The organism is Pseudoalteromonas luteoviolacea (genome assembly GCF_001750165.1).
GTDB lineage: Bacteria > Pseudomonadota > Gammaproteobacteria > Enterobacterales > Alteromonadaceae > Pseudoalteromonas > Pseudoalteromonas luteoviolacea_G.
Genome location: NZ_CP015411.1, coordinates 4309644 through 4332410, shown reverse-complemented (window position 1 = coordinate 4332410; position 22767 = coordinate 4309644). Strand labels below are relative to the sequence as shown.

Annotated in this window: 20 protein-coding genes; all 20 read left to right on the top strand. The window is 38.7% G+C overall.

Annotated features, from left to right (window positions below):
• Positions 1-6 precede the first annotated feature (6 nt).
• The gene (locus tag S4054249_RS18655; RefSeq protein ID WP_046355721.1) at positions 7-1101 is read left to right on the top strand and encodes a glycosyltransferase; all 1095 of its coding nucleotides are present in this window, start codon (positions 7-9) and stop codon (positions 1099-1101) included.
• A gap of 4 nt (positions 1102-1105) precedes the next feature.
• A complete protein-coding gene (locus S4054249_RS18650) occupies positions 1106-2287 on the top strand; it encodes a hypothetical protein (RefSeq protein ID WP_046355720.1) in 1182 nt (393 codons plus the stop codon).
• The gene (locus tag S4054249_RS18645; protein ID WP_046355719.1) at positions 2288-3268 is read left to right on the top strand and encodes a glycosyltransferase; all 981 of its coding nucleotides are present in this window, start codon (positions 2288-2290) and stop codon (positions 3266-3268) included.
• Entirely contained in the window at positions 3268-4020 is a 753-nt protein-coding gene (locus S4054249_RS18640; protein ID WP_046355718.1) for a glycosyltransferase family 2 protein, read from the top strand. Before S4054249_RS18645 ends, S4054249_RS18640 begins: the two co-directional genes overlap by 1 nt.
• Positions 4021-4299: 279 nt before the next feature.
• Positions 4300-5712, top strand: coding sequence for a mannose-1-phosphate guanylyltransferase/mannose-6-phosphate isomerase (locus S4054249_RS18635; protein WP_046355717.1), 1413 nt, complete (start codon positions 4300-4302; stop codon positions 5710-5712).
• Entirely contained in the window at positions 5712-7127 is a 1416-nt protein-coding gene (locus S4054249_RS18630; RefSeq protein ID WP_046355716.1) for a phosphomannomutase, read from the top strand. The genes S4054249_RS18635 and S4054249_RS18630 overlap by 1 nt, the downstream gene beginning before the upstream one ends.
• 476 nt (positions 7128-7603) lie before the next feature.
• Positions 7604-8770 (top strand): nucleotide sugar dehydrogenase, encoded by a 1167-nt coding sequence (locus S4054249_RS18625; RefSeq protein WP_046355715.1) that lies wholly within the window; start codon positions 7604-7606, stop codon positions 8768-8770.
• A gap of 844 nt (positions 8771-9614) precedes the next feature.
• Positions 9615-10739, top strand: coding sequence for a polysaccharide export protein (locus S4054249_RS18620; RefSeq protein ID WP_046355714.1), 1125 nt, complete (start codon positions 9615-9617; stop codon positions 10737-10739).
• A gap of 16 nt (positions 10740-10755) precedes the next feature.
• Complete coding sequence (locus tag S4054249_RS18615; RefSeq protein ID WP_046355713.1) at positions 10756-11190, top strand: low molecular weight protein-tyrosine-phosphatase; 435 nt, start codon at positions 10756-10758, stop codon at positions 11188-11190.
• A gap of 14 nt (positions 11191-11204) precedes the next feature.
• Positions 11205-13445 (top strand): polysaccharide biosynthesis tyrosine autokinase, encoded by a 2241-nt coding sequence (locus S4054249_RS18610; protein ID WP_046355712.1) that lies wholly within the window; start codon positions 11205-11207, stop codon positions 13443-13445.
• 26 nt (positions 13446-13471) lie between these two features.
• Entirely contained in the window at positions 13472-14749 is a 1278-nt protein-coding gene (locus S4054249_RS18605) for a nucleotide sugar dehydrogenase (RefSeq protein WP_187301405.1), read from the top strand.
• A 14-nt stretch (positions 14750-14763) separates the two neighbouring features.
• The gene (locus tag S4054249_RS18600; RefSeq protein ID WP_046355710.1) at positions 14764-15720 is read left to right on the top strand and encodes a Gfo/Idh/MocA family oxidoreductase; all 957 of its coding nucleotides are present in this window, start codon (positions 14764-14766) and stop codon (positions 15718-15720) included.
• A gap of 3 nt (positions 15721-15723) precedes the next feature.
• Positions 15724-16299, top strand: a complete 576-nt coding sequence (locus S4054249_RS18595) for an acyltransferase (RefSeq protein WP_046355709.1) — start codon at positions 15724-15726, stop codon at positions 16297-16299.
• A gap of 23 nt (positions 16300-16322) precedes the next feature.
• Positions 16323-17477, top strand: coding sequence for a DegT/DnrJ/EryC1/StrS family aminotransferase (locus tag S4054249_RS18590; RefSeq protein ID WP_046355708.1), 1155 nt, complete (start codon positions 16323-16325; stop codon positions 17475-17477).
• Positions 17477-17971, top strand: coding sequence for an acyltransferase (locus S4054249_RS18585; protein ID WP_046355707.1), 495 nt, complete (start codon positions 17477-17479; stop codon positions 17969-17971). Before S4054249_RS18590 ends, S4054249_RS18585 begins: the two co-directional genes overlap by 1 nt.
• Positions 17972-17984: 13 nt before the next feature.
• Positions 17985-18932 carry a Gfo/Idh/MocA family protein gene (locus S4054249_RS18580; protein ID WP_046355706.1) on the top strand — a complete coding sequence of 316 codons (948 nt, stop codon included), beginning with the start codon at positions 17985-17987 and terminating at the stop codon, positions 18930-18932.
• Positions 18925-19893 carry a GDP-mannose 4,6-dehydratase gene (locus S4054249_RS18575; protein WP_046355705.1) on the top strand — a complete coding sequence of 323 codons (969 nt, stop codon included), beginning with the start codon at positions 18925-18927 and terminating at the stop codon, positions 19891-19893. The genes S4054249_RS18580 and S4054249_RS18575 overlap by 8 nt, the downstream gene beginning before the upstream one ends.
• A 1-nt stretch (position 19894) precedes the next feature.
• Positions 19895-20989 (top strand): DegT/DnrJ/EryC1/StrS family aminotransferase, encoded by a 1095-nt coding sequence (locus S4054249_RS18570; protein WP_196764518.1) that lies wholly within the window; start codon positions 19895-19897, stop codon positions 20987-20989.
• 48 nt (positions 20990-21037) lie between these two features.
• Positions 21038-21961: a methionyl-tRNA formyltransferase gene (locus tag S4054249_RS18565; protein WP_046355703.1), complete on the top strand. Its 924-nt coding sequence runs from the start codon at positions 21038-21040 to the stop codon at positions 21959-21961.
• Positions 21954-22673, top strand: coding sequence for a hypothetical protein (locus S4054249_RS18560; protein WP_046355702.1), 720 nt, complete (start codon positions 21954-21956; stop codon positions 22671-22673). Before S4054249_RS18565 ends, S4054249_RS18560 begins: the two co-directional genes overlap by 8 nt.
• Positions 22674-22767: the final 94 nt, after the last annotated feature.

The window sequence follows — 22767 nt, the reverse complement described above, 5'->3', positions numbered from 1 at the left end:
GGATGTATGAAGAAAGTTCTTTTTTATAGTGATACGCCTACTTATGGTGGTCACGAGCAGATGTTTTTAAACTTCATTACCTCACAAGATTTCAATGACTGCGAGTTTTTCTTATTGCACTCGATGCACAACCATAAGCTATCGGAAAAAGTGGCAGTACATAGCCGCTCGTTTAAAAAGGTCTTTACCTTTAGGCATATGTCAAAGTCCTTCAATGGAATACGTAATTTTTTTAGCTTTAAAGCAAAGCAAGAGATTGTCGAAGTCATAGAGGAAACAAAGCCTGATGTGATTGTGTTGATACAGGGTATGATTGAGTTAAGCTCATTGCCAGTTATACTCAATAGAGGTTGTAAAGTTGTCAGCTACATACCTCAAGTATTACCACTGAGTCAAACGGGTGCTAAATTAGGTGCCCTTAGAGATTTCCTTAATAAATATTATTACTCTTCATTGGATAAGGTGATCACGATTTCACCAGATAACGCAAGCGTTTGCCGTGAACGGTGGGGGGTTGCTGATGATAAGTTAGCGATTGTTAATAACGGGATTGATGTCGAGCATCAAACAGTAAAGCATGAAGAGCATTCAAAGTTTAGGTTTCTATGCCTGGGTCGTTTTGACTTGCACTGTAAAAGGCAAGATTTGCTTATAACTACGTTTATTTCTAGATTCAAAGGCTGTTCCAACACTGAGCTACATATTGTTGGCACCGGCGATGAACAGAGCACAGAGCTACTTAAAAGCCTTGCAGCAGAAGCTGACAATGTATTTATTAGTCCATGGGTAGAAGATTCATTGAGTTTAATTGATAATTTCGATGCTTTAGTCATTAATTCAGCATTTGAAGGTGTTCCCTTAGTCGCATTGGAAGCAATGTCTAAAGGTGTACCTGTAATAAGTACTGATTTGCCTTATTGTACAATGTTTCAGGATCTAGAAGAGTTCCATATTGTAAGTAGAGAAAATATGCTTGAAGACGCTTTGCAGCATTTGGCGTCTCATGGTAAGCGTAAATCCCCTCTGTTAAAACAAAGAATAATTGATGATTTTAGCTTAAAGTCAAATTCTTTAAAGTTTGTTCAGGAAATACTGGGCTAAATCTATGGTTAATGCGGTAACAAAATTGAGAGATTTAGATCAGTTAGCAGCATTCTTTTTTTGCTTTTTCTTTGTCAATACAATCTTTTCACTTTACATTAGCGGCTTTGCTCTTTGGCTGTTTGTTTTTATGCCGTTTTTGAGTCCCGCATTTATCCGTTCTGCAGCATATGTACGAAGAAATATATTTATTATTATCTTTCTCGGTATTTCCATAGCAATATTTTCATTGCAAATAGTAACGGCGCTTAAAGTCGTATTCGCATATATATGTGTAACTTACGTCATGTTTTTATTAAAACATCGAGAATTTAAGTGGTTCCACTTCTTCCTTGTCACGAATGTTTGCATATGTGTTGTACAGTTTTTTGGTTATAAGTTTTTAGGCGTTAAGCTTTTAGACCCGACTTTTATTGCCTCGCTTTATGGTGATTTTGGTCTTACTACCGGAGATACATTTGCTGAGGGCTTTTTATTAGAGTATCGAGTCTCAGGTCTGAATCGGGAGCCGGCATTTTTATCTTCTCTACTATTGAGTGGCTTACTGCTTGTATTATATCAATCTAAATATTCTGGAAAGGTAAAACGAGGGTTGTCATCTGGCAGTAAAGTTCTAATTATGTTCTACTTGCTGGGGTTGTGCTTAACATTCTCCAAAGTAACTTTTTTTCTTGCAATGCTGTTACCTCTCGCTTACGCATTACGTAAATTAATTAAGTCACTTGGTCCAGACGTAGTTACAATTTTATTCTTATTGTCAGTTTCTACGGTTGTAGTCATATTTTATGAGTTTACTAATATCCATAACTTCCCGACGTCTGTTTATCACGGGCTTTCTGTATATCACCGAACAATAGGCTACTATGTTCTGTATGATATGAATGTATTTGACCTGTTTTTAGGTGTTAGAGGAGACATTGCCAGCTTAGCTGAATATCTACCATACATCAAAAATAGTGAATGGTGGGGTCATGATAGGCTCATATTTGATAACTCGGGGTTAGCTCAACTTATAATTGAGTTTGGTTTTTTATCTGTTCTCCCATTTTTATTTTTTATGAGGATTGCCAAGGTTGATGCGTTTAAATGGTGTTTATTCCTGCTATTAACAGTAAACGTTAATCCATTAACTTCAACATCTTTTGTGATCCTTTCTCTAGCAATTGTTTTTTATAATGGTAAGTAAATGAAAGTAATAAGAATCTCTGCATCTAATGCAAAGTATGGTGGAAATGTCTACGAAAAAATGATCGACTCTGCTTTGAGCGGAGAAAATAGTGTAGAGACTTTTCATTGCATGCCAGATGTCAGCGGTTACCTTAAGTATTTAATGGTTCCTATATTTTATCTTCGCGTCTTTTTTAAATCTCTGTTTAATAGAGCAGATATTGTTATTCAACCTTTGGAGTCAGTGTTTTGGTTGAATAAACGCAAGAAAAATATTGTACTGTTACACCATTTTGATCCTAGCTATAGTAACTCTCTTTCTAGATTAAATCAGGCATTCACCTTTTGGCTTTTAAAGATAAATATGAACAAAGTCGATAAGCTTGTGGTGGTTAGTAACTACTGGAAGCGTGAAATGGAAAAGGTTGGTTTTAAAGATGTTACAATTGCATATAATGCATTCGAAATAGACAAGTTTAAAGAGAAAAAGCTTTCAGACTCTATATTTGATGAGTTGAAAAATAATGGAAAATTAAACATTTATATCGGGAATGCACATCCTAAAAAAGGCTATTTTAAAGTAGTTGATGCAATTGGTGACTTATCGGTGAACTTGATTTCATCGGGTTATCAGAATAGTGCACCTGATACTGATAGGGTGACTAATTATACATTGAATTATGATAGCTACTTAGAGATGCTAAAGAGTGTTGATTTAGTTATCACTTACTCCCAATTCAAAGAGGGATGGTGCAGAACTGCACACGAGGCCCTTCTCCTTGGTACTCCAGTTGTTGGTTCTGGCTTTGGTGGTATGGGCGAGCTATTGGAGTTCAGCGGGCAAGATATATGTGCTTCGGATTCAGAGCTTAGGAAAGTTACCCAACAATTCATCAAAGATAGATCCTCTATGAAAGCAATTGATCAAAGTTATGTCGAAAGTTTTTCTATCGAAAGGTTTAATCTAACTTGGCAAAAGATCATTAAGGAAGTGTCCTGATGTTTTCAGTCATCATGCCTGCATATAATGCAGAACGCTTTCTTGAAACGGCGATTCTTTCGGTAATTGCCCAATCATACTCTCATTGGGAATTGCTAGTCGTTGATGATGGTTCGAGTGATAAAACAAAAGAACTAGTAGAGCAGTACGCTAAACAAGACTCTCGTATAAAGCTTTTAAATAATGAGTTTAAAAAAGGTGCTGCTGGTGCTAGGAACACTGGGATCACTCACGCAAAGTATAAATATATTACTTTTCTAGATAGTGATGATTTTTGGAAAGAAGGGAAACTTGAAAATCAGCTCGCGGCTTTTGATCAAAGTGGACACAAACTATTGTATTCTAATTATCATGTTGTGTCCGAAGGCGCTTCCCTAGACAATTTTATGATTAAAAATACTTTTCATGCTCCCGATCAGTTATCGTTTGAAGATTTATTGAGAACTTGTTCAATAGGTTGTCTTACAGCTGCGTATGATGCAGAATATTTTGGAAAAGTACTCTTTCCTAATTCGCCAAAGGAAGATTATGCTTTATGGCTATGTTTATTGAAAAAATGCACGGTTGCTTCAAATACTGGCCATGTTGATGCGTTTTATCGACAAACCCCAGGCTCTCTGTCTTCAAATAAAATACAAGAGTTTTCTAGACAAGCTTATGTACTTAAACACTACGGAAACATTGGTGGGATAAAGCTAGCATTAAATTTAATATCCTATGCATATCACGGGTTTACAAAGTATAGGAAGTGAGCGCAAGAACTGTCTATAGGTACGCCCTTATTGAAAAATGAGCTCATGCGACTAGGACTTAGAGGTTTTATCTTTTAAAAAAGGTAATCTACTTATATAGAGTTGTTTACTGGTGTGATTAAAATTGATAGTAATGTCATAAAGTCGAGTTTCACATTATTCTTGTTAATTTTTATTATTTTTACTGGTTAGCATACTATATTCTATTTTGAAAATGCCCTGTTGTTTTAATCATGCAACTGGGCATTGCTACACGTTTAAGAACACAAGGCTTATATCATGATACTTCCCATTATTATGGCAGGTGGCTCAGGGACTCGTCTCTGGCCTTTATCACGAGGTAACTACCCAAAACAATTTTTAAAGTTGCATGGTGAACAGACCATGCTACAAGAAACGATTGCTCGTCTAGAAGGGTTAGAGGCGGCACCAGTTATGCTAATCTGCAATGAAGAGCATAGATTCATTGCCGCTGAGCAAATGCGTCAATTAAATACGGTCCACAATGGCATATTTCTAGAGCCTGTTGGTCGTAATACGGCACCAGCAATTGCATTAGCCGCTTTTAAAGCCCTAGAAGAGAATAGTAATGCAATGCTATTGGTTCTAGCCGCTGATCATGTTATCGCAGATAAAGAAGCATTTCAGAGCAGTATTAAAAGTGCTGAGGCACTTGCTGAGCAAGGCAAATTGGTGACTTTTGGTATTGTTGGCCATACACCTGAAACTGGATACGGTTACATTAAACGCGGTGAAGCCATTGATAGTGGATACATTGTGGACCGTTTTGTTGAGAAGCCAGATTTAAAGACTGCACAGGGCTATATAGCAAGTGGAGATTATTACTGGAATAGCGGCATGTTTTTATTTAAGGCTAGTCGCTATTTAGAAGAACTAAAATTATTTAGGCCAGATATTTACGATGCCTGCCAAAATGCCGTAAAGGTTCAAAGCAGTGATATGGATTTTGTGAGAATAGACAGAGCTGCATTTGAAGCTTGTCCTGATGAATCCGTCGATTATGCGGTTATGGAGCATACTCAAGATGCAGTAGTTGTTCCTATGGATGCTGGTTGGAACGATGTTGGTGGGTTTGCTGCCCTTTGGGAAGTGTCTGAGCAAGATAGCCAAGGTAATGCATTTATTGGTGACGTGAAATCTGTTGATACTAAAAATACTTTGGTTTTTGGTGGCGATAAGTTAGTTACAACAGTAGGTGTTGAAGACTTAGTTGTGATTGATACTAAAGATGCCGTTTTAGTAGCACACAAAGACGAGTGCCAAAAAGTAAAACAAATAGTACAGCAGCTAAAGGCTGATGAACGCTCTGAAGTGACTTTTCATCGTGAGGTTTATCGTCCATGGGGTAAATATGACTCGGTTGATAGTGGAGATCGTTTCCAAGTTAAACGGATCACCGTGAAACCAGGGGCGAAACTATCTGTGCAAATGCACCATCATCGCGCTGAGCATTGGATTGTAGTGTCTGGAACGGCGAAAGTGCAAATCGATGACACTGAGCAGTTTGTCACAGAAAATGAGTCAGTTTATATTCCAATTACTGCAGTTCACGCACTGGAAAATCCAGGTAAAGTTGATTTGGAACTCATAGAAGTGCAATCTGGTTCGTATCTGGGAGAAGATGATATTGTTCGTTTTCAGGACCGTTATGGTAGAGTGACAGGCAAATGATGAATACTCGAACAATTATAAAAGACAGTGGGATTTCGTTTGGCACAAGTGGGGCGAGGGGGCTAGTGACAGACTTTTCGCCAGAAGTTTGCGCTGCGTTTTCAATCGCTTTCATTGATAGTATAAGTGAGCAATTCAGCGTTGATACGGTTGCAATAGCCATTGATAATCGCCCAAGCAGTTTAGAGATTGCGAAAGCTTGTGCTGCTGGACTAAAGCAGTTAAATGTAAACGTTGTTTTTTATGGTGTGCTGCCGACACCAGCACTGGCATACACAGCAATGAAAGATGGTATGCCTTCTATCATGGTAACTGGTAGCCATATTCCATTTGATCGAAATGGTTTAAAGTTTTATCGACCGGATGGAGAAATAACGAAACAAGATGAGTTGTCTATCATATCGTCTGATGTTGAGTTTTCAGCTATAAACACTGCGAATATGGCGTTAGAGACTAGCTCACGAGCGAAGGACTTATACGTATCACGTTATACTTCGATGTTTAACTCAACGACTTTATCGGGTAAAAAAATAGGCATTTATGAACACTCAAGCGCCGGTAGAGACATTTACAAAGCGCTCTTTGAGCAGCTTGGTGGTGAAGTAATTAGCTTAGGTCGAAGTGATCAATTTATACCAATTGATACGGAAGCGGTGTCTGATGAAGATAAAGAGAGAGCTAAATCATGGGTTAGTCAGCATAATTTAGATATGCTGTTTTCAACAGATGGGGATGGTGATAGGCCACTTGTTGCAGGTGAAGACGGTATATGGCTAAAAGGCGATATTCTCGGACTCTTATGCAGTCATGCCCTCAATATTGAAGCGTTAGCAACACCGGTGAGTTGCAATACAGCGATAGAATTAGCGGGTTCTTTTGAAGAAGTCACGAGGACCAAAATTGGTTCTCCTTATGTGATAGAAGCTTTTTCAAAGTTGGAATCTAAATACAAGCGTATTGCAGGTTTTGAGGCTAACGGTGGTTATTTGTTAGCAACGAGCATTGAAGTGAACAATAAGCTACTAACGGCGTTGCCAACTCGAGATGCTATTTTACCTGCCTTGATTTTGATTTCACAGGATAAACCGATATCTCGCTTGCAAGAGTCACTGCCACAACGTTTTACTGCAAGTGATAGGTTAAAAAACTTCGCCACCGAAAAAAGCAAACTGTTGATCTCTGAGTTTAGCGAGGATCCCAATAAGCTACTGGAGAAAATGGACTTGGCTAATATGCGCGTTGATAAGACGTGTTTAATTGATGGCCTGCGCCTTTCTCTGGATTCTGGAGACATAATTCATTTAAGACCTTCTGGGAATGCGCCTGAGTTAAGGTGTTATGTTGAATCTAATAGCCCTCAAGTGAGTGAACTTTATCTCGAGTCGTTCTTAAAGGCTTTTGGTGGGACTAGCTAACTCTGAGTCTCTTTATTTATTTTCCAACGTATGTAACTTTTGTTATTTACGTTGGTCGATTCTTGTATCTACATATTCTCTCTTAGCACTAAGGTTTGGCATCTAAGTACTCCTTAATTGGAGCGAGGTTTTAGTATATAAATACGCTTGTTATGCTTTAACTCGCCGCAACTAACGCGAGGATATGGGCAGAGCAAGTCGTGTTTATTGTCGAGTGAAGTTATATAAGACAGGCGAGGTATTGATATCTGTTAAAGGCTTTCTGTGGGATCAAATCTGAATGAGTTATCATCAGACAGCATAGTTCTATCAGCGAGCTTCACTAAAGTAGGGCCGTTAAATGCAGAATCAAATAGATTGTTTGTCCTTTTAATTGGCATGTGTTTTGTTGATTACAGTCTTAATTTTGTTTGTTACAATTCTCGCCTGAAACTGGCGTTAATGTTAGTCGATTTAATTTATTAGTAGGTTTAAGAATGAAAATTACAGTCGTTGGCACTGGCTATGTTGGTTTATCCAATGCACTTTTATTATCTCAACATAATTCGGTAATTGCTTTAGACATAGATGCCGAAAAAGTCCAATTACTGTGTAATCGAAAGTCTCCAATAGAAGATCAGCACATTACTGAGTATTTAGGAAACGAAGACCTAGATTTTATGGCTACGACAGACAAGCATCAAGCATTACAAGGTGCGGATTTTGTCGTGATTGCAACGCCTACTGATTATGACCCTGAAACCAATTATTTTAACACTGCCTCTGTAGAAAGCGTGATTCAGGATGTATTGGAAATAAACCCTAGTGCGACAATGGTTATTAAGTCTACTGTTCCAGTAGGTTATACTGAGTCGGTTAAAGAAAAGTTTAACACCGCACAAATTATTTTTTCACCAGAGTTTCTGCGTGAAGGCAGTGCTTTGTATGACAACTTATACCCCTCACGGATTATTGTGGGCGAAGAAAGTGAACGCGCTGAGGTTTTTGCAAACTTACTGAAGCAAGGCGCTGAGAAAAAGTCGATAGATATATTATTAACAAATTCTACCGAGGCTGAAGCGATAAAGCTGTTTTCAAATACCTACCTTGCAATGCGAGTGGCATATTTCAATGAGCTTGACAGCTATGCTGAAGCGCACAATTTAGATACAAAGCAAATTATTGCGGGTGTTAGTTTAGATCCTCGTATAGGTGGTCATTATAACAATCCTTCATTTGGTTACGGAGGCTATTGCTTACCGAAGGATACGAAGCAGCTGCTTGCCAATTATAAAGACGTACCAAATAATATGATAAGAGCTATCGTTGATGCTAACTCGACTCGAAAGGATTATATTGCTGACTCAATTGTAAAAAGAAATCCAAGGGTTGTCGGGATTTATAGACTAGTCATGAAAGCAGGGTCCGACAATTTTAGAGCTTCAGCGATCCAAGGCATAATGAAGCGTATCAAAGCTAAAGGTATAGAAGTTGTAGTTTTTGAGCCTTCACTACAGGAAGAAACATTTTTCAATTCAAAGGTTGTTTCTAGTGTTGAAGAGTTAAAATCAATGTCTGATGTTATTGTTGCAAACAGAATGGATGATGTTCTAAGTGATGTTGCGGACAAAGTCTATACCAGAGATTTATTTGGAAACGATTGATCAAAGCCCATAGTGCAAATGGTTTTTGCTGAACAAGAGGCGCTTTAAACGAGCGCCTATGTTTTAGGTATACATGACAATAATGGCAGCGGAGCTTTTTGCCATATTGTGAATGTGCACTTAGAAAATAAGGTAATTGTCTGTTATATGTTCAATTAGACTAATGTCTGTATTATTCAGTTGTCTCACTAAGTGTTTAATTCGTAAGTGTTTTCTATACTAATTAAGGGGGGCATAACGAAAGCGCTTGAAAGCAAGATACAGTGCATTGTCATTGAAAGCTATAAGCGACAATAATTTTGAATGTATCACTGTTAGATCTTAAATTCATAAGTTGATAAATTGGCCTAATATTTTTTATATAGTATAATACGCCAATCATAGGGACTGTGGACCCCAAAGCACTGGAAAGCTTATCTGACTCAAACCTGTTCGTTTCTCGAATTTGTTAATTAATTTTTAGTGGGCAAGCTGCGCTGTACGTTTCTTTTTTGGAACTATTTAGTTGCATGATTTAGTTGTTTTGTTTTTTACAATTATTTTTTTTTGACAGTTGCTTGTAGGGGGAAAATATCACTGTTTCTCTTGTGGGTAAAATTGTTATTTTTTAGCTGCTTAGGTGGTGGTTTTGAGTAAGAGATTAAATACAAATACGTCTAAAGTGAAACTAAAAGTTGTTGCAACAAATCTTTAGTAAAACTCATGTAACATTAACGCAATGTAAACTTGCGATTGAGAACATCGCATGGTTTAATTAGCCATCGCATAAGTAGGAACTATGTTGTTAAGTAATCTAGAGCTTAGTAACAAAGAATAAGTATTAAAAAATATTTAGGAAGAAATAATGGCCCTATGCTGTAAAAAAACCATTGCCAATACTATGATGTCAGCATGTATTTTGGTGATGAGTGGCTGCACCTTAATCCCAGGTGGGCATTACGAAGGAATTACGTCAGGTGATAAAACAACTAGCTTGGAGCAAGACCTTTCAAAAGTAAATATCCAGCTCATTGATTCAACTCTAATAAAGCAACAAAAGCTAAAGTCTCAGTCACCTATTCTCCCTGCCTCTAAAGGTGTGGATGTATCTAATTATGAATATCGCCTCGGTATTGGTGATGTTATTACAGTGGGGGTTTGGGATCACCCAGAACTAACGATCCCAGCTGCAGTGCAACGAACAGCTGAGTTTGATGGTTTTAGAGTACAAGCTGATGGAACGGTGACTTATGCTTATGCACCAAAAGTACCTGCTGTAGGAAAGACAGTTGTCGAGTTGAGGGCAGAGTTGGTTAAACGCCTCGGCCGTGTTATTGAAGACCCACAGATAGACGTTAAAGTAGTTGGCTTTAATAGCCAAAAGACTTATGTAACAGGTGAAGTTAATAAACCTGGTGTATATCCAATTACTGAATCCCCTTTAACTCTTATTGATGCTATCAACTTAGCTGGTGGTTTATCAGAGAGAGCTGACTGGAAGGTTGTTACTTTTACTCGCGGCAATCATGTCGAGCGCATTGAATTAGACAATTTCTATGCGAAGGGTGACATATCTCAAAACCGATTGCTTCAACACGGTGATGTAATTCACGTCTCTCGTAACGATAAGCGTAACGTTTATGTGATGGGAGATGTACAAAAAGTTGGTACAGTTGAAGTAAATCGTTATGGCTTAAGCTTAGCTGAAGCACTATCTGAAGTGGGCGGGATTAATGAGCGCAGTGCGAATGCAAATGGAATTTTTGTATTGAGAAAAAGAAACCTGGAAACTGATGGCGTAATGGCTGATGTGTATCAGTTAAGAGCCAATAATATTGCAGCTTTAGTTTTCGCAGAGCAGTTTGATTTACAGCCCCAAGATATCGTATACGTAACGAGTGCTCCAATTGCCCGTTGGAATAAAGTAATTAGTTTATTACTGCCTTCATTGACGACAGTTGACGCGATTCAAGATATAGATAATCAATAGGTAGGTATGGATTAAGATGTTTGATAATATATTGGTTGTCTGTGCCGGAAATATTTGTAGAAGTCCAACCGCTGAGTATGTTCTTAAAGATAAACTTGTCGGGAAGAGTATTAACGTTTCTTCCGCGGGTTTAACCGCACTAGAAGGTAAGGAAGCTGACTCATTAGCAAAAGATTTGGCCAATTCTCGAAATATAGATATGTCAGCTCATCAAGGCCGTCAGATAACTTCATCATTAGTGAGTAAAAATTCGCTTATCTTAGTAATGGAGCAAAGGCATCTGCAAGATCTTTGTGCTCGTTACCCTGAAGCGAGAGGTAAAACTTTTTTACTCGGTAAGTGGCTAGGCGATAAGGAGATCCCAGATCCATATCGTCAAAGTCGAGAAGCTTTTGAACATGTTTTCGAATTAATAGATAGCGCTTGTAGCGCTTGGCAGAAGTATTTATAAGGATGAAAGAGTCAATGAATGCTCAATCAAACCTAACGACTGGCGCACAAAGTAAACAAGCTGTATCTCAATCTAGCGATATTGATTTGATGGCTTTATTGGGGACTTTACTCGACCGAAAATTTTTTATACTAGCAAACACCGTCCTATTTATGATGATAGGTGTGTGTATCGCGGTATTTAGTACTCCTATATATCAAGCAACTTCTATGATTCAGGTAGAAGAGAAAGGTGCATCGGTTCCTGGCTTTGATGAACTTGGGGGCATGTTCGAAAGTACGTCAGCAGCAGTGACCGAAATCGAATTGTTAAAATCTAGAACTATTATTGGTGAAGCGGTTGACGCTTTAAATTTAGATGTGATTGCTGAACCAAAGTTATTCCCTATCTTTGGTGGCCGTTCTTTTCGAAACTTTACTCCTGTACAAACTGACGAGCTAGCGGACGCGAGGTTTGGTGCAAGTAGCTACGCTTGGGGAGGAGAAGAAATAGATGTATTTCGTTTTGATGTCCCAAAAAGTGCGATTGATGTTGAGTATACATTAATTTCGCATGGCAATGGGAAGTTTGGGTTATTGGATGCTGGTGGTGAAGAGTTCCTCCGTGGTCGTGTTGGCGAGGAAGTAACAAATGGTTTATTTACCATAACGCTTAGAGCATTAAATGCACGAGCAGGTACTGAATTTACGATTACTAAACAAGAACGTTTGAAAACTATTTTGGCTCTACAGGCCTCTATTGGTGCAGGTGAAAAAGGAAAGGACTCTGGCATAATTAATTTAAGTTTCCAACATAAAAATCCGACATATGCTGAAGATGTGTTGAACAAGGTTGCTGGAATTTATGTACGCCGTAACGTTGAACGAAATAGTGCTGAAGCGCAAAAATCACTTGAATTCTTAGAGCATCAATTGCCGCAAGTTAAAAAACAACTGGAAGCAGCTGAGCAGCGATTCAATGATTACCAAGTCAAGCAGCAGTCTGTTGATATAACACTTGAGACTGAAGGTGTGCTAAGACAGATTGTAAAGCTAGAAACGCAACTTCAGGAGTTAGAGCTAAAAAGACTTGAGTTAGGTCGAAAGTTTAAGTTAAGCCACCCAAGCTACCAAGCGGCTATTGAGCAAATTGACGCTGTTGAGAGTCAGAAAAAGCGTTTAGGGAGAGAAGTAAAGGGATTACCTGAAACACAGCAAGAATTGCTACGTTTAAAACGTGATGTTGAGGTCAATAATGAGATTTACACATTATTACTAGCTAAAACACAAGAGTTAGATATTGTGCGTGCAGGTACAGTCGGTAATGTTCGTATTATTGATGAAGCGCAAGTCAATGTTTCAAGTCCAGTCAAGCCAAAAAAAGCGCTTATCGTACTTATGGCGACTTTACTTGGTAGTCTTTTAGCAATTGTAATTACGATTATTCAAAAGGCAATACATAAGGGAATTGAAGACCCAAGTGAAATTGAAGGGCTAGGCTTGCCAGTTTATTCGAGCGTGCCTTATTCCGAATATCAAGTTAAATTGACTGGTTTCGCTAAAGCAAGAAAGGGAAAAACGGCAAAAGCGAAGTCAATTCTTGCAGTGGATAACCCTGCCGACTTATCAATTGAGGCTTTGCGTAGTCTAAGAACAAGCTTACATTTTGCTATGATGGAAGCTAAAAACAATATCATAGCAATATCAGGTCCAAGTCCAGGTGTTGGTAAATCATTCATTTCTGTAAACTTAGCAACCGTTTTAGCGCAAAGTGATAAAAAGGTATTGATAATCGATGCCGATATGCGAAAAGGCTACTTGCAAACTCAATTTGGTATGCAATGGGACAATGGGTTGAGTGACTACTTGTCAGGCGCGATTACGCTTGAGCAGGCAACGAAAAAGACTCAAGTTGAAGGGTTAGATTTGATTACTCGAGGGCAAATCCCGCCAAATCCATCCGAGTTGTTAATGCATGAAAACTTTAGCAAGTTAGTCGAAGAAATTACTGCCAAATATGACTTAATACTCATAGATACACCACCTATTCTTGCTGTAACAGATCCTGCGATTGTCAGTGCACATGCAGGAACAACTCTTCTTGTTACTCGCTTTGGTCAAAATCACGTGAAAGAGCTTGAATTAACCCGAAACCGCTTTGAACAGAATGGTGTAGATGTAAAAGGAGTAGTATTCAATGGCGTTGTTAAGAAAGCGAGCAATGCATATGGATACTACGGTTATTACAACTATGAATATAAATCCGATAAAAAATAAGAGCTTCATTTAGGAAGAATATAATGATGTTTCCAAATTCAGATACTCGTATCGCAATCGTTGGCCTTGGTTATGTAGGGCTGCCATTAAGTGTTGAGTTGTCAAAGAAATATAATGTGTTAGGTTTTGATATAAACTCAACCCGGGTTGAGGAGCTCCAAGACAAACATGATTCTACTCTTGAAGTTTCAGACGCTGATTTGCGTGCTGCAACTGAATTGAAGTTTTCTTGTTCTAAATCAGACTTAAAAAGTGCAAATGTTTATATTGTTACGGTACCGACACCAATAGATGATAGTAACTCGCCGGATCTTACTCCTTTGCAAAATGCATCTCAGATGCTAGGGGATTATGTGTCAAAAGGCGACATTGTGATCTTTGAGTCAACGGTGTACCCAGGTGCGACTGAAGAAGTTTGCTTGCCAATTATCGAAAAGGTATCGGGTCTGAAGTTTAATAAGGACTTTTTTGCCGGTTATTCACCTGAACGTATTAATCCTGGTGATAAAGTAAACACGTTAACAAAAATTAAGAAGATTACTTCAGGGTCAACGCCTGAAGTGGCCACTTTTGTGGATAAGCTGTACGGTTCGATAATTGACGCTGGTACGCATAAAGCCAGTTCTATTAGAGTTGCAGAAGCTGCTAAGGTAATTGAAAACACTCAGAGAGACTTGAATATTGCGATTATAAATGAGTTCGCAAAAATATTTAACCGCTTAGGAATTGATACTGAAGAGGTACTCGATGCGGCTGGAACAAAATGGAACTTCTTGAAGTTTAAACCTGGACTGGTCGGAGGTCACTGCATCAGCGTGGATCCTTATTATTTAACTCACAAGGCGCAAGAGGTAGGTTACCGCCCTGAAGTCATTTTAGCAGGTCGTCGCATAAATGATGGTATGGGTGAGTATGTCGCCACTCAATTAGTTAAGAAGCTCTCAAGTAAAAAAATTCACATCGATGAAGCAAAAGTACTGATACTCGGATTTACATTTAAGGGAGACTGCCCTGATGTTCGCAATACCAAAATTGTTGATATTGTCAATGAATTAAAAGACTTCAATATGTCGGTTGATGTCTACGATGGTTGGGCTAATTCGGATGAAGTTAAACACGAGTATGGTATTGAGCTTATAAATGAACTTGAAGAAGGAAAGTATGATGGCATCGTACTTGCCGTTGATCATTCAGAGTTAAAAGAAATGGGCGAAGAAAAGTTACGATCTTTTGGTAAAGCAAATCACGTTCTTTATGACGTGAAGCATGTATTAAAACCATCAGAAGCAGATTTAAGACTTTAGGGGATTATTAAGTTATGAAAAATTTTGCATTAATTGGAGCGGCAGGTTACATAGCTCCGCGTCATCTTCGCGCCATAAAAGACACCGGTCATAATCTGGTTGTAGCGATGGATGTGAATGATTCAGTTGGCATCATGGATAGCCACTTCCCTGAAGCTGAGTTTTTTACCGAGTTTGAAGACTTTACAGCATTTGTTGAAGATCAAGAAATGCAAGGTCGCAAATTAGACTATATCGCAATTTGTAGCCCTAATTACCTTCACGCTCCACATATGAAATATGCGCTTAAAAATGGCATAGATGTGATTTGCGAGAAGCCATTGGTTCTTAACTCAGAAGATATGGATATCCTTAAAGAGTATGAAAAAAAGTACGGTGCAAAAGTAAACTCAATTCTGCAATTACGTTTACACCCTTCAATTATCGCATTGAAAGAAAAAGTTGCAGCGGCTCCAGCGGATAAGGTGTTTGATGTAGACCTTACTTATATGACTTCACGTGGTAAGTGGTATATGAAGTCATGGAAAGGGTTTGATCATAAGTCTGGTGGCGTGGCAACAAATATTGGTGTGCATTTTTACGATATGCTGCACTTTATTTTTGGCGAATTGCAAAGCAATGAAGTACATTATCGCGATGAAAAAACAGCGAGTGGTTACCTTCAGTATGAGAGAGCTCGTGTAAAATGGTTTTTATCAATTGATGCGAATAATCTGCCGGAAAACGCAGTTAAAGGCGAAAAGCTGACTTATCGTAGCATTACAATTAATGACGGCAACTCGACTGAAGAGTTAGAGTTTTCTGGCGGTTTCACAGATTTACATACTCAAAGTTACCAGCATATTTTAGCAGGAAACGGTTTTGGTGTGGATGAAAACCGTATTGCCATTGAAACGGTAGAAAACATACGAGTTCAAGATATTGTTGATGCCGGCGATAAAGCTCACCCATTGTTAACAAAGGTACTTTAATTTATGAACTACCAAGTGCATGCAAGTGCGATAATTGATGATGGTGCACAAATTGGTGATGACACTCGAGTTTGGCACTTTGCGCATGTTTGTGGCGGGGCTCAGATTGGTAAAGGTTGTTCACTTGGGCAAAACGTTTTTGTCGGGAATAAAGTTACTATAGGGAACAATGTCAAAGTACAGAATAATGTGTCCGTATACGACAACGTATATTTGGAAGATGATGTGTTTTGCGGTCCTAGCATGGTGTTCACAAACGTTTATAACCCACGCTCTTTTATTGAACGAAAAACAGAGTACCGCGACACGATAGTGAAAAAAGGCGCTACGCTAGGTGCCAATTGCACGGTTGTCTGCGGTGTCACGATAGGTGAATACTCATTAGTTGGCGCGGGAGCTGTCATTAATAAAGATGTAAAACCTTTCGCATTAATGGTTGGAGTCCCTGCAAAGCAAATAGGCTGGATAAGTAAGTTTGGAGAACAACTTGATCTGCCTTTGATAGGTAATGCTACAACTGAATGTGCACATACAGGACAAGTATATAAGCTTGTTGATGGCACAATTGAAACAGATTAAAGCTTATTAACAGAGAGTTTAAAATGCAATTCATTGATTTAAAAACACAGTATTCCCAACTTAAAGAAAAAATTGATAGTAATATCCATAAGGTCCTTGACCATGGGCAATATGTGATGGGCCCAGAGGTAATCGAATTGGAGCAAAAGCTTGCTGAATTCGCAGGGACCAAATACTGTGTGTCTTGCTCTTCAGGTACAGATGCTCTAGTAATGGCATTAATGGCATATGGCATCAGTGAAGGTGACGTTGTCATCACAACGCCTTTTACTTTTATAGCGACAGCAGAAGCAATTAAGTTTGTTGGTGCGACCCCATTATTTGTTGATATTGATAAAGATACTTACAATATTTCCCCTGAGAAACTTGAGCAAACACTAACATCAATTGCGGACAAAGAGTCAACAATTCACGACAGTATTTGTACAGATATAGGGAAAATTAAAGCCGTCATCAGCGTAGACCTTTTTGGCCTTCCAGCTGATGCGACGGAAATAAATCGAATTGCAAAGAAACATAATTTAATCGTCATTGAAGATGCTGCTCAAGGCTTCGGTGGTGCTATTGATGGTAAAAGAGCCGGCTCATTATCTGATATCGGCTGTACTTCATTTTTCCCTGCTAAACCATTAGGTTGTTATGGTGATGGTGGCGCAATTTTCACTGATTGTGAAGAGACAGCTGCAAGGTTGAAGTCTATTAGAGTACACGGTCAAGGTGAAGACAAATATCAAAATGTTCGCCTCGGTTTGACCGGTCGTCTTGATACCATTCAGGCAGCGGTGCTATTACCAAAGCTAGAAGTGTTTGAAACAGAAATAGAACAGCGACAGAGTGTTGCAGAGTCATATTCTAGTCAACTTAGAGATATTGAAGGTTTAACAGTACCTTCAGTGCAAGCCGGGTATGTAAGTGCTTGGGCACAATACACATTGATGGCAAAAAGTGAAGAGCATCGCTCTCAGATTATGGAACACTTGAAGAGTAATAATATTCCTGTGGCTGTTTATTACCCTATCCCACTTCACGAGCAAAAAGTTTTCGAATCCTTAGGCTATCAGTCAAATGATTTTGAGGTGTCTTCTTTTGCTGCGAAAAGAGTATTTAGCTTACCTATGCACCCTTATTTACGCAATGAAGAGATTGAACATATTTGTAAGCTAATCAAGGAACTGTAATGGATATTGAGGCATATATTGACCCTACGGCAAATGTAAGTCCTAACGCCAACATAGGCCGAGGAACCAAAATTTGGATTAATGCTCAAGTTAGGGAAGGCGTATCTATTGGTGAAGGCTGCATTTTATCTAAAGATGTTTATATTGATGCTGGTGTAAGTATTGGTAGCGGATGCAAAATACAAAACTCAGTCTCGGTATATCAGGGCGTCACTATAGAAGATGATGTGTTTGTAGGGCCAAACGCCTGTTTCACAAACGATAAGGTTCCACGTGCTTTTAACCAAGATTGGCAAATTACAAAGACTTTAGTTCGTTGTGGCGCGAGTATCGGTGCCAACGCAACGATCGTATGTGGCGTGGAACTTGGTGAGTACTGCATGGTAGCTGCAGGCTCTGTTGTTACAAAAGACGTACCTCCGTATTCATTGGTAATGGGTAATCCAGCTCGAGTTGTCGCAAAGGTCGACAAAGCTGGTAATAAGGTTTCATAGAGGGAATAAAGTTATGCCAATAAAAGCAGCTATTCTAGGTGTTGGAAATATGGGGAAGAATCATCTCCGTATTTTGAGCATGCTAAAAGATGTCGAAGTTAAGCATATTTTTGATTTTAACGAAGATTCACTAAAAAAGCTTTCTGAACAATATGGTGTTCCGTACACGACAGATGCCAAAGAGGCAATCGAAGGTGCAGATGCGGTTGTTATTGTAACACCGACTAGTACTCATTTTGAGTACTTTAAATTGTGTGCAGGTAAAGTTAAAAACGTTTTCATTGAAAAACCTTTAGCTGAAACACTTGAAGAAGCATTAGAAATCAAAGCACTCGCAGAACAACACGGTATGTTTGTTCAATGTGGCTTTATTGAGAGATTTAATCCAGTAGTTACGGAGTTGAAGCGGGTTTTAGAATCAAAGCAAGTTCTTAACGCTGACTTTACTCGAACTAATCGTTTAAGTTCTAGAATTACAGATGTTGATGTCGTACTTGATTTGATGATCCATGATATTGACTTAGCACTATTTTTGAATGGTCCAGTTGAAAAGGTAGTGGCTTATGGGCAAAGAGAAAATGGTCTAGTTGCTTTTGCATCTGCACTTTTACAGCATGAAAATGGTTCACTATCTCGTGTTCTCGCAAGTCGAATGACAGAGAAGAAAATGCGCTCCATTCAGGTTACAACGGCTGATGCATATATCGATGCTGAGTTAGTGAAAAAAGAACTAGTGATGCATACCCAATCGTCTCATAGTAAAGAAGAAGATAGACCGTATGTTGTGTCATCTTTAGAGCAGCAAATACAGGTTGTACCCCAAGAAGCTCTGTTAAGTGAGCACCAGGCTTTTGTTGCTTCTTGTATGGGTAATTCACCAGTCAATGTGCCTGATATTGAAAGTGGTGTTGAATCTTTGAGAGTAAGTGAAATGATTTTGGAGCAGATAAACAATGCTTAGAGAAAGCTATGTAAATAAGACGGTATTAGTGACTGGCGGTGCAGGATTTATTGGTAGTCATTTAGTTGATCGCTTAATCTCGGATGGTGCAAAGCAAGTTATTATTGTAGATAACCTATTTTTAGGTTCAGAAGATAATATAGAAGAAGCTGTTTCTAAAGGTGCTATTTTCTATAAAGAAGACATAGAATATAAAGACAGTCTAGAATACATATTCAACGCACATGACGTGGATGTTGTATTTAACTTGGCAACGAAAGCGCTTAACTATTCTTTTATTAATCCTGGAAATGCATTTACTACAAATGTAACGGGCACAGTCAATCTTTTAGAGCTGCAAAGACAAGGTAAATTTAAAACGCTTTGCCATTTCTCAACTTCAGAAGTCTACGGCACAGCTGTTTATGAGCCAATGGATGAAGCGCATCCAAAAGCGCCAACAACTACATACGCAGCAGGAAAAGCCGCGGCCGATTTGGCCGTAGAAAGCTATGTAAACATGTTTGATGTAGATGCTTTCATTGTAAGGCCTTTTAATAATTATGGCCCTAGGCAAAATCACAAAGGCATGCTTGCGGGCATCATTCCGATCACAGCGTGGAGAATTCATAACGCTATAGAGCCTGAGTTGCACGGAGATGGGCTGCAAAGCAGGGACTTTATATTTGTATTAGATACCGTAGATGCTGTAGCAAAACTGTTTACAGTTATGCCTCAAGGCGAAAGTGTGAATATCTCTACTGATAATTGCTGCTCAGTCAAAGACTTGCTCGATAAAATTATTAGTCATTACAACTATACAGGTAACCTTGTTAGAAAAGAGGCAAGAGGCGCTGATGTTTTGACTCATAATGCGAGTAATGAAAAGGTTAAAACACTTATCTCCTATAACTTAACACCATTTGAAGAAGGTCTAGCGAAAACACTAGACTGGTATGCAGTACAATTTTCGGATAAGTAACGTGAACGAAAGAATAAAGCTAATAAAACCATATATCTCTTATGAGGAAGTTACTGAAGAATTGAAAGAAGTATTTGATTCTGGACAGTTAACTAAAGGGCAGCATGTAGCAAAGTTTGTCGAATCACTGCAATCTTATACTTCGGCTAAGCATGCATTCTTAATGACTTCTGCCACTACTGCACTGACAATGTGTTTAAAAGCGATTGGTGTAAAAAAAGGGGATAAAGTCGCAATTTCGGATTTCTCTTTCCCTGCGACAGCAAATGTTGTTGAAGATTTAGAAGCGATACCTGTTTTTATTGATGTTGATAAGCAGACTTACAACATGTCGCCTGATGATCTTAGAAGCAAAATGGATGAGAGCGTTAAAGCTGTAATTTTTGTTGATGCTTTAGGGAATCCTTCAGGTATCAAAGATATCTTATCAATTTGTCGGGAATTCAATATCCCTCTTATTGAAGATGCTGCTTGTGCGATTGGAAGCGATGTTGATGGTGATAAAGTAGGTGCTATTGCTGATTTAACTTGTTTCAGCTTCCACCCTCGTAAACTGCTTACTACAGGTGAAGGTGGTGCGATTCTGACTAATAACTCAGAATACGCCAAGTGGTTTGACGTTAAATTGAATCATGGAGCTTCAGGCCTTAGAGGTAAGGTGTTTGATTTTGTCGATTTTGGCTTTAATTATCGCATGAGTGAGATACAGGCTTTAATGGGATGGAAGCAAGTCTTAAAGCTTGATGAGATAACCAAACAAAGAAATGCAATAGCAGAAAAGTTCTCGGATGAATTAGAAGTGGTAGGTATGAAACGCCAAAAGGCGCATGAAAATGCTTATCACAATATTCAATCTTTGGTTTTTACTGTGCCAGAAAATACAGACCGTGATGAGCTAATTGATTTTCTAAACTCAAATAATATTGAATCAACAATTGGCACTTACTGTTTAAGTGGTACCACTTATTTTCAAAATAAGTATGACCAAGTTCAGCCAGTATCAAAGTGGTTAGAAGACAATACGATTACTTTACCGTGCTACGACGGTGTTGACGTATCTCGAGTTTGTGCAGCTATTAGAACTTATTTGTCATGAACAAGAAATGCTTCTTTCACGGAATAAAGTTTAAAAGGGGATAGGTCGATGTCGGTTGTCGTAATTGGTTGTCTAGAAGAAACCTTAGATACATTGAATTGCTTGTATGCAAAGGGGGGGAAGGTTGATGCCTTGATCACGATCTCCGAGGATACAGCAAAAGCGGCTGGTACTACAAACTGGGTATGTTTAGAAGCGTTTTCAAAAATGCATGACATACCTTTGTTATATGCCGAGCAATACTCGATGAAGAACGAACGCGATTATGCATTGGTAGAAGGGCTGAAGCCCGAAGCTATCATTGTTTTAGGCTGGCAGCGACTGATTCCGGAAAACATCATTCAACTCTCAACATGTGGATGTATAGGGTTTCATGGTTCGGCGAATTTTTTACCTTGGGGAAGAGGGCGCTCACCTATAAACTGGAGTATTATCGAAGGCCGGAATAGGTTCATCCTTCATATGTTTTTAATTACACCAGGCATTGATGATGGTGATATTGTCGGCTTCGAGATTTACGATATTACCCCTCATGACACATGTCGTTCTGTATATTATAAAACAGCAATGGCTCAAGCTAATCTGATCGCGCAATTCCTTCCTCAGCTCAGAGCGGGGACATGCCCTGTATATCCGCAGGTTGGTGAGGAATATCACTATCCAAAAAGGACGCCTGAGGATGGAAAGATAGATTGGAACCAACCAGCTGAAGATATTTGCCGATTAGTGCGTGCTGTTACTGAGCCTTACCCCGGTGCTTATACATTATTTGGCGAAAGTAAAATCATGATTTGGGAAGCGCAAGACTTTGGTGACAATTTGATGTCTGCTAAAGCGAAACCAGGTGAGGTAATCTTCGTTTCAAGTAACATGCAAAAAGAAGTTGCTGTTAAATGTCGCGGAGGTGCAGTGTTATTAACGAAATATGATACTGATTTAGACTTAAAAATAGGAGATATAATAAATGGATAGTGCCCAAGACTTTTCTGAAAACAGGCTAAGAAAGTTGTATAGAAAAACGCTTGAAAATGGGTTTTCTCCAATTTTTTATGGTGAAGAGGATCATTCTGACAAATTTATTCTGTGGCGACATGATATTGATATTGAACTCCCCGCAGTAAGAAGAATGGCAAAAATTGAAGCCGAAGAAGGTATCAAATCAACATATTTCTTAATGTTTAACAGTGTGTTTTATAACCTACTCACCGAGGAAGGAAAGCAGACTGTTGAGTTGTTAAAAAGCTTGAACCATAAAGTGGCACTTCATTGCGATCTAGGTGTTCCGAGAGATGCGGAAGTTTCAGATGAGTTTGTGGAAGAAAAAGTACATCAAGATCTGTTGGTATTGGAGTCTTTCTTTGGAAAGGGAGTTTTTGAAAGTGAAGTATCATTTCATAATCCACCAAATGCAGTATTGAACAAGTCTTACAAATCTTTCTATAGCACTTACCAAGAGAAGTTCTTTGGAGAAATTAAATATCTTTCTGATTCAAATCGTGTATGGAGAGATGGCTGTCCAGAGCTATGGCTAGAGAAAGAAGAGAGAAATAAGTACTCAATCTTATTACATCCGGTCATATGGGCGTATGAAGGTGCGACGATGCCTGAGATGGTAACTTCTTATTTAAAAACAGAATCCGAAAGAAGACTTAAACACCTAGAAAACGACGGTATAATTGTTTAAACCCTAGATAGATGCTCCTTTCTATTGAATCTAGATAAAAATAGAAAGCTAGTAATTTGACTTATGAATAAAGTGCGATGCAACATCGTATTTT

Bases quoted from the DNA above. Each gene is read 5' to 3' on its own strand.
- S4054249_RS18565 (WP_046355703.1), top strand. From the start codon at position 21,038: ATGTCGGTTGTCGTAATTGGTTGTCTAGAAGAAACCTTAGATACATTG.
- S4054249_RS18580 (WP_046355706.1), top strand. From the start codon at position 17,985: ATGCCAATAAAAGCAGCTATTCTAGGTGTTGGAAATATGGGGAAGAAT.
- S4054249_RS18640 (WP_046355718.1), top strand. From the start codon at position 3,268: ATGTTTTCAGTCATCATGCCTGCATATAATGCAGAACGCTTTCTTGAA.
- S4054249_RS18585 (WP_046355707.1), top strand. From the start codon at position 17,477: ATGGATATTGAGGCATATATTGACCCTACGGCAAATGTAAGTCCTAAC.
- S4054249_RS18655 (WP_046355721.1), top strand. From the start codon at position 7: ATGAAGAAAGTTCTTTTTTATAGTGATACGCCTACTTATGGTGGTCAC.
- S4054249_RS18620 (WP_046355714.1), top strand. From the start codon at position 9,615: ATGGCCCTATGCTGTAAAAAAACCATTGCCAATACTATGATGTCAGCA.
- S4054249_RS18650 (WP_046355720.1), top strand. From the start codon at position 1,106: ATGGTTAATGCGGTAACAAAATTGAGAGATTTAGATCAGTTAGCAGCA.
- S4054249_RS18595 (WP_046355709.1), top strand. From the start codon at position 15,724: ATGAACTACCAAGTGCATGCAAGTGCGATAATTGATGATGGTGCACAA.
- S4054249_RS18615 (WP_046355713.1), top strand. From the start codon at position 10,756: ATGTTTGATAATATATTGGTTGTCTGTGCCGGAAATATTTGTAGAAGT.
- S4054249_RS18630 (WP_046355716.1), top strand. From the start codon at position 5,712: ATGAATACTCGAACAATTATAAAAGACAGTGGGATTTCGTTTGGCACA.
- S4054249_RS18575 (WP_046355705.1), top strand. From the start codon at position 18,925: ATGCTTAGAGAAAGCTATGTAAATAAGACGGTATTAGTGACTGGCGGT.
- S4054249_RS18600 (WP_046355710.1), top strand. From the start codon at position 14,764: ATGAAAAATTTTGCATTAATTGGAGCGGCAGGTTACATAGCTCCGCGT.
- S4054249_RS18590 (WP_046355708.1), top strand. From the start codon at position 16,323: ATGCAATTCATTGATTTAAAAACACAGTATTCCCAACTTAAAGAAAAA.
- S4054249_RS18610 (WP_046355712.1), top strand. From the start codon at position 11,205: ATGAATGCTCAATCAAACCTAACGACTGGCGCACAAAGTAAACAAGCT.
- S4054249_RS18635 (WP_046355717.1), top strand. From the start codon at position 4,300: ATGATACTTCCCATTATTATGGCAGGTGGCTCAGGGACTCGTCTCTGG.
- S4054249_RS18645 (WP_046355719.1), top strand. From the start codon at position 2,288: ATGAAAGTAATAAGAATCTCTGCATCTAATGCAAAGTATGGTGGAAAT.
- S4054249_RS18560 (WP_046355702.1), top strand. From the start codon at position 21,954: ATGGATAGTGCCCAAGACTTTTCTGAAAACAGGCTAAGAAAGTTGTAT.
- S4054249_RS18605 (WP_187301405.1), top strand. From the start codon at position 13,472: ATGTTTCCAAATTCAGATACTCGTATCGCAATCGTTGGCCTTGGTTAT.
- S4054249_RS18625 (WP_046355715.1), top strand. From the start codon at position 7,604: ATGAAAATTACAGTCGTTGGCACTGGCTATGTTGGTTTATCCAATGCA.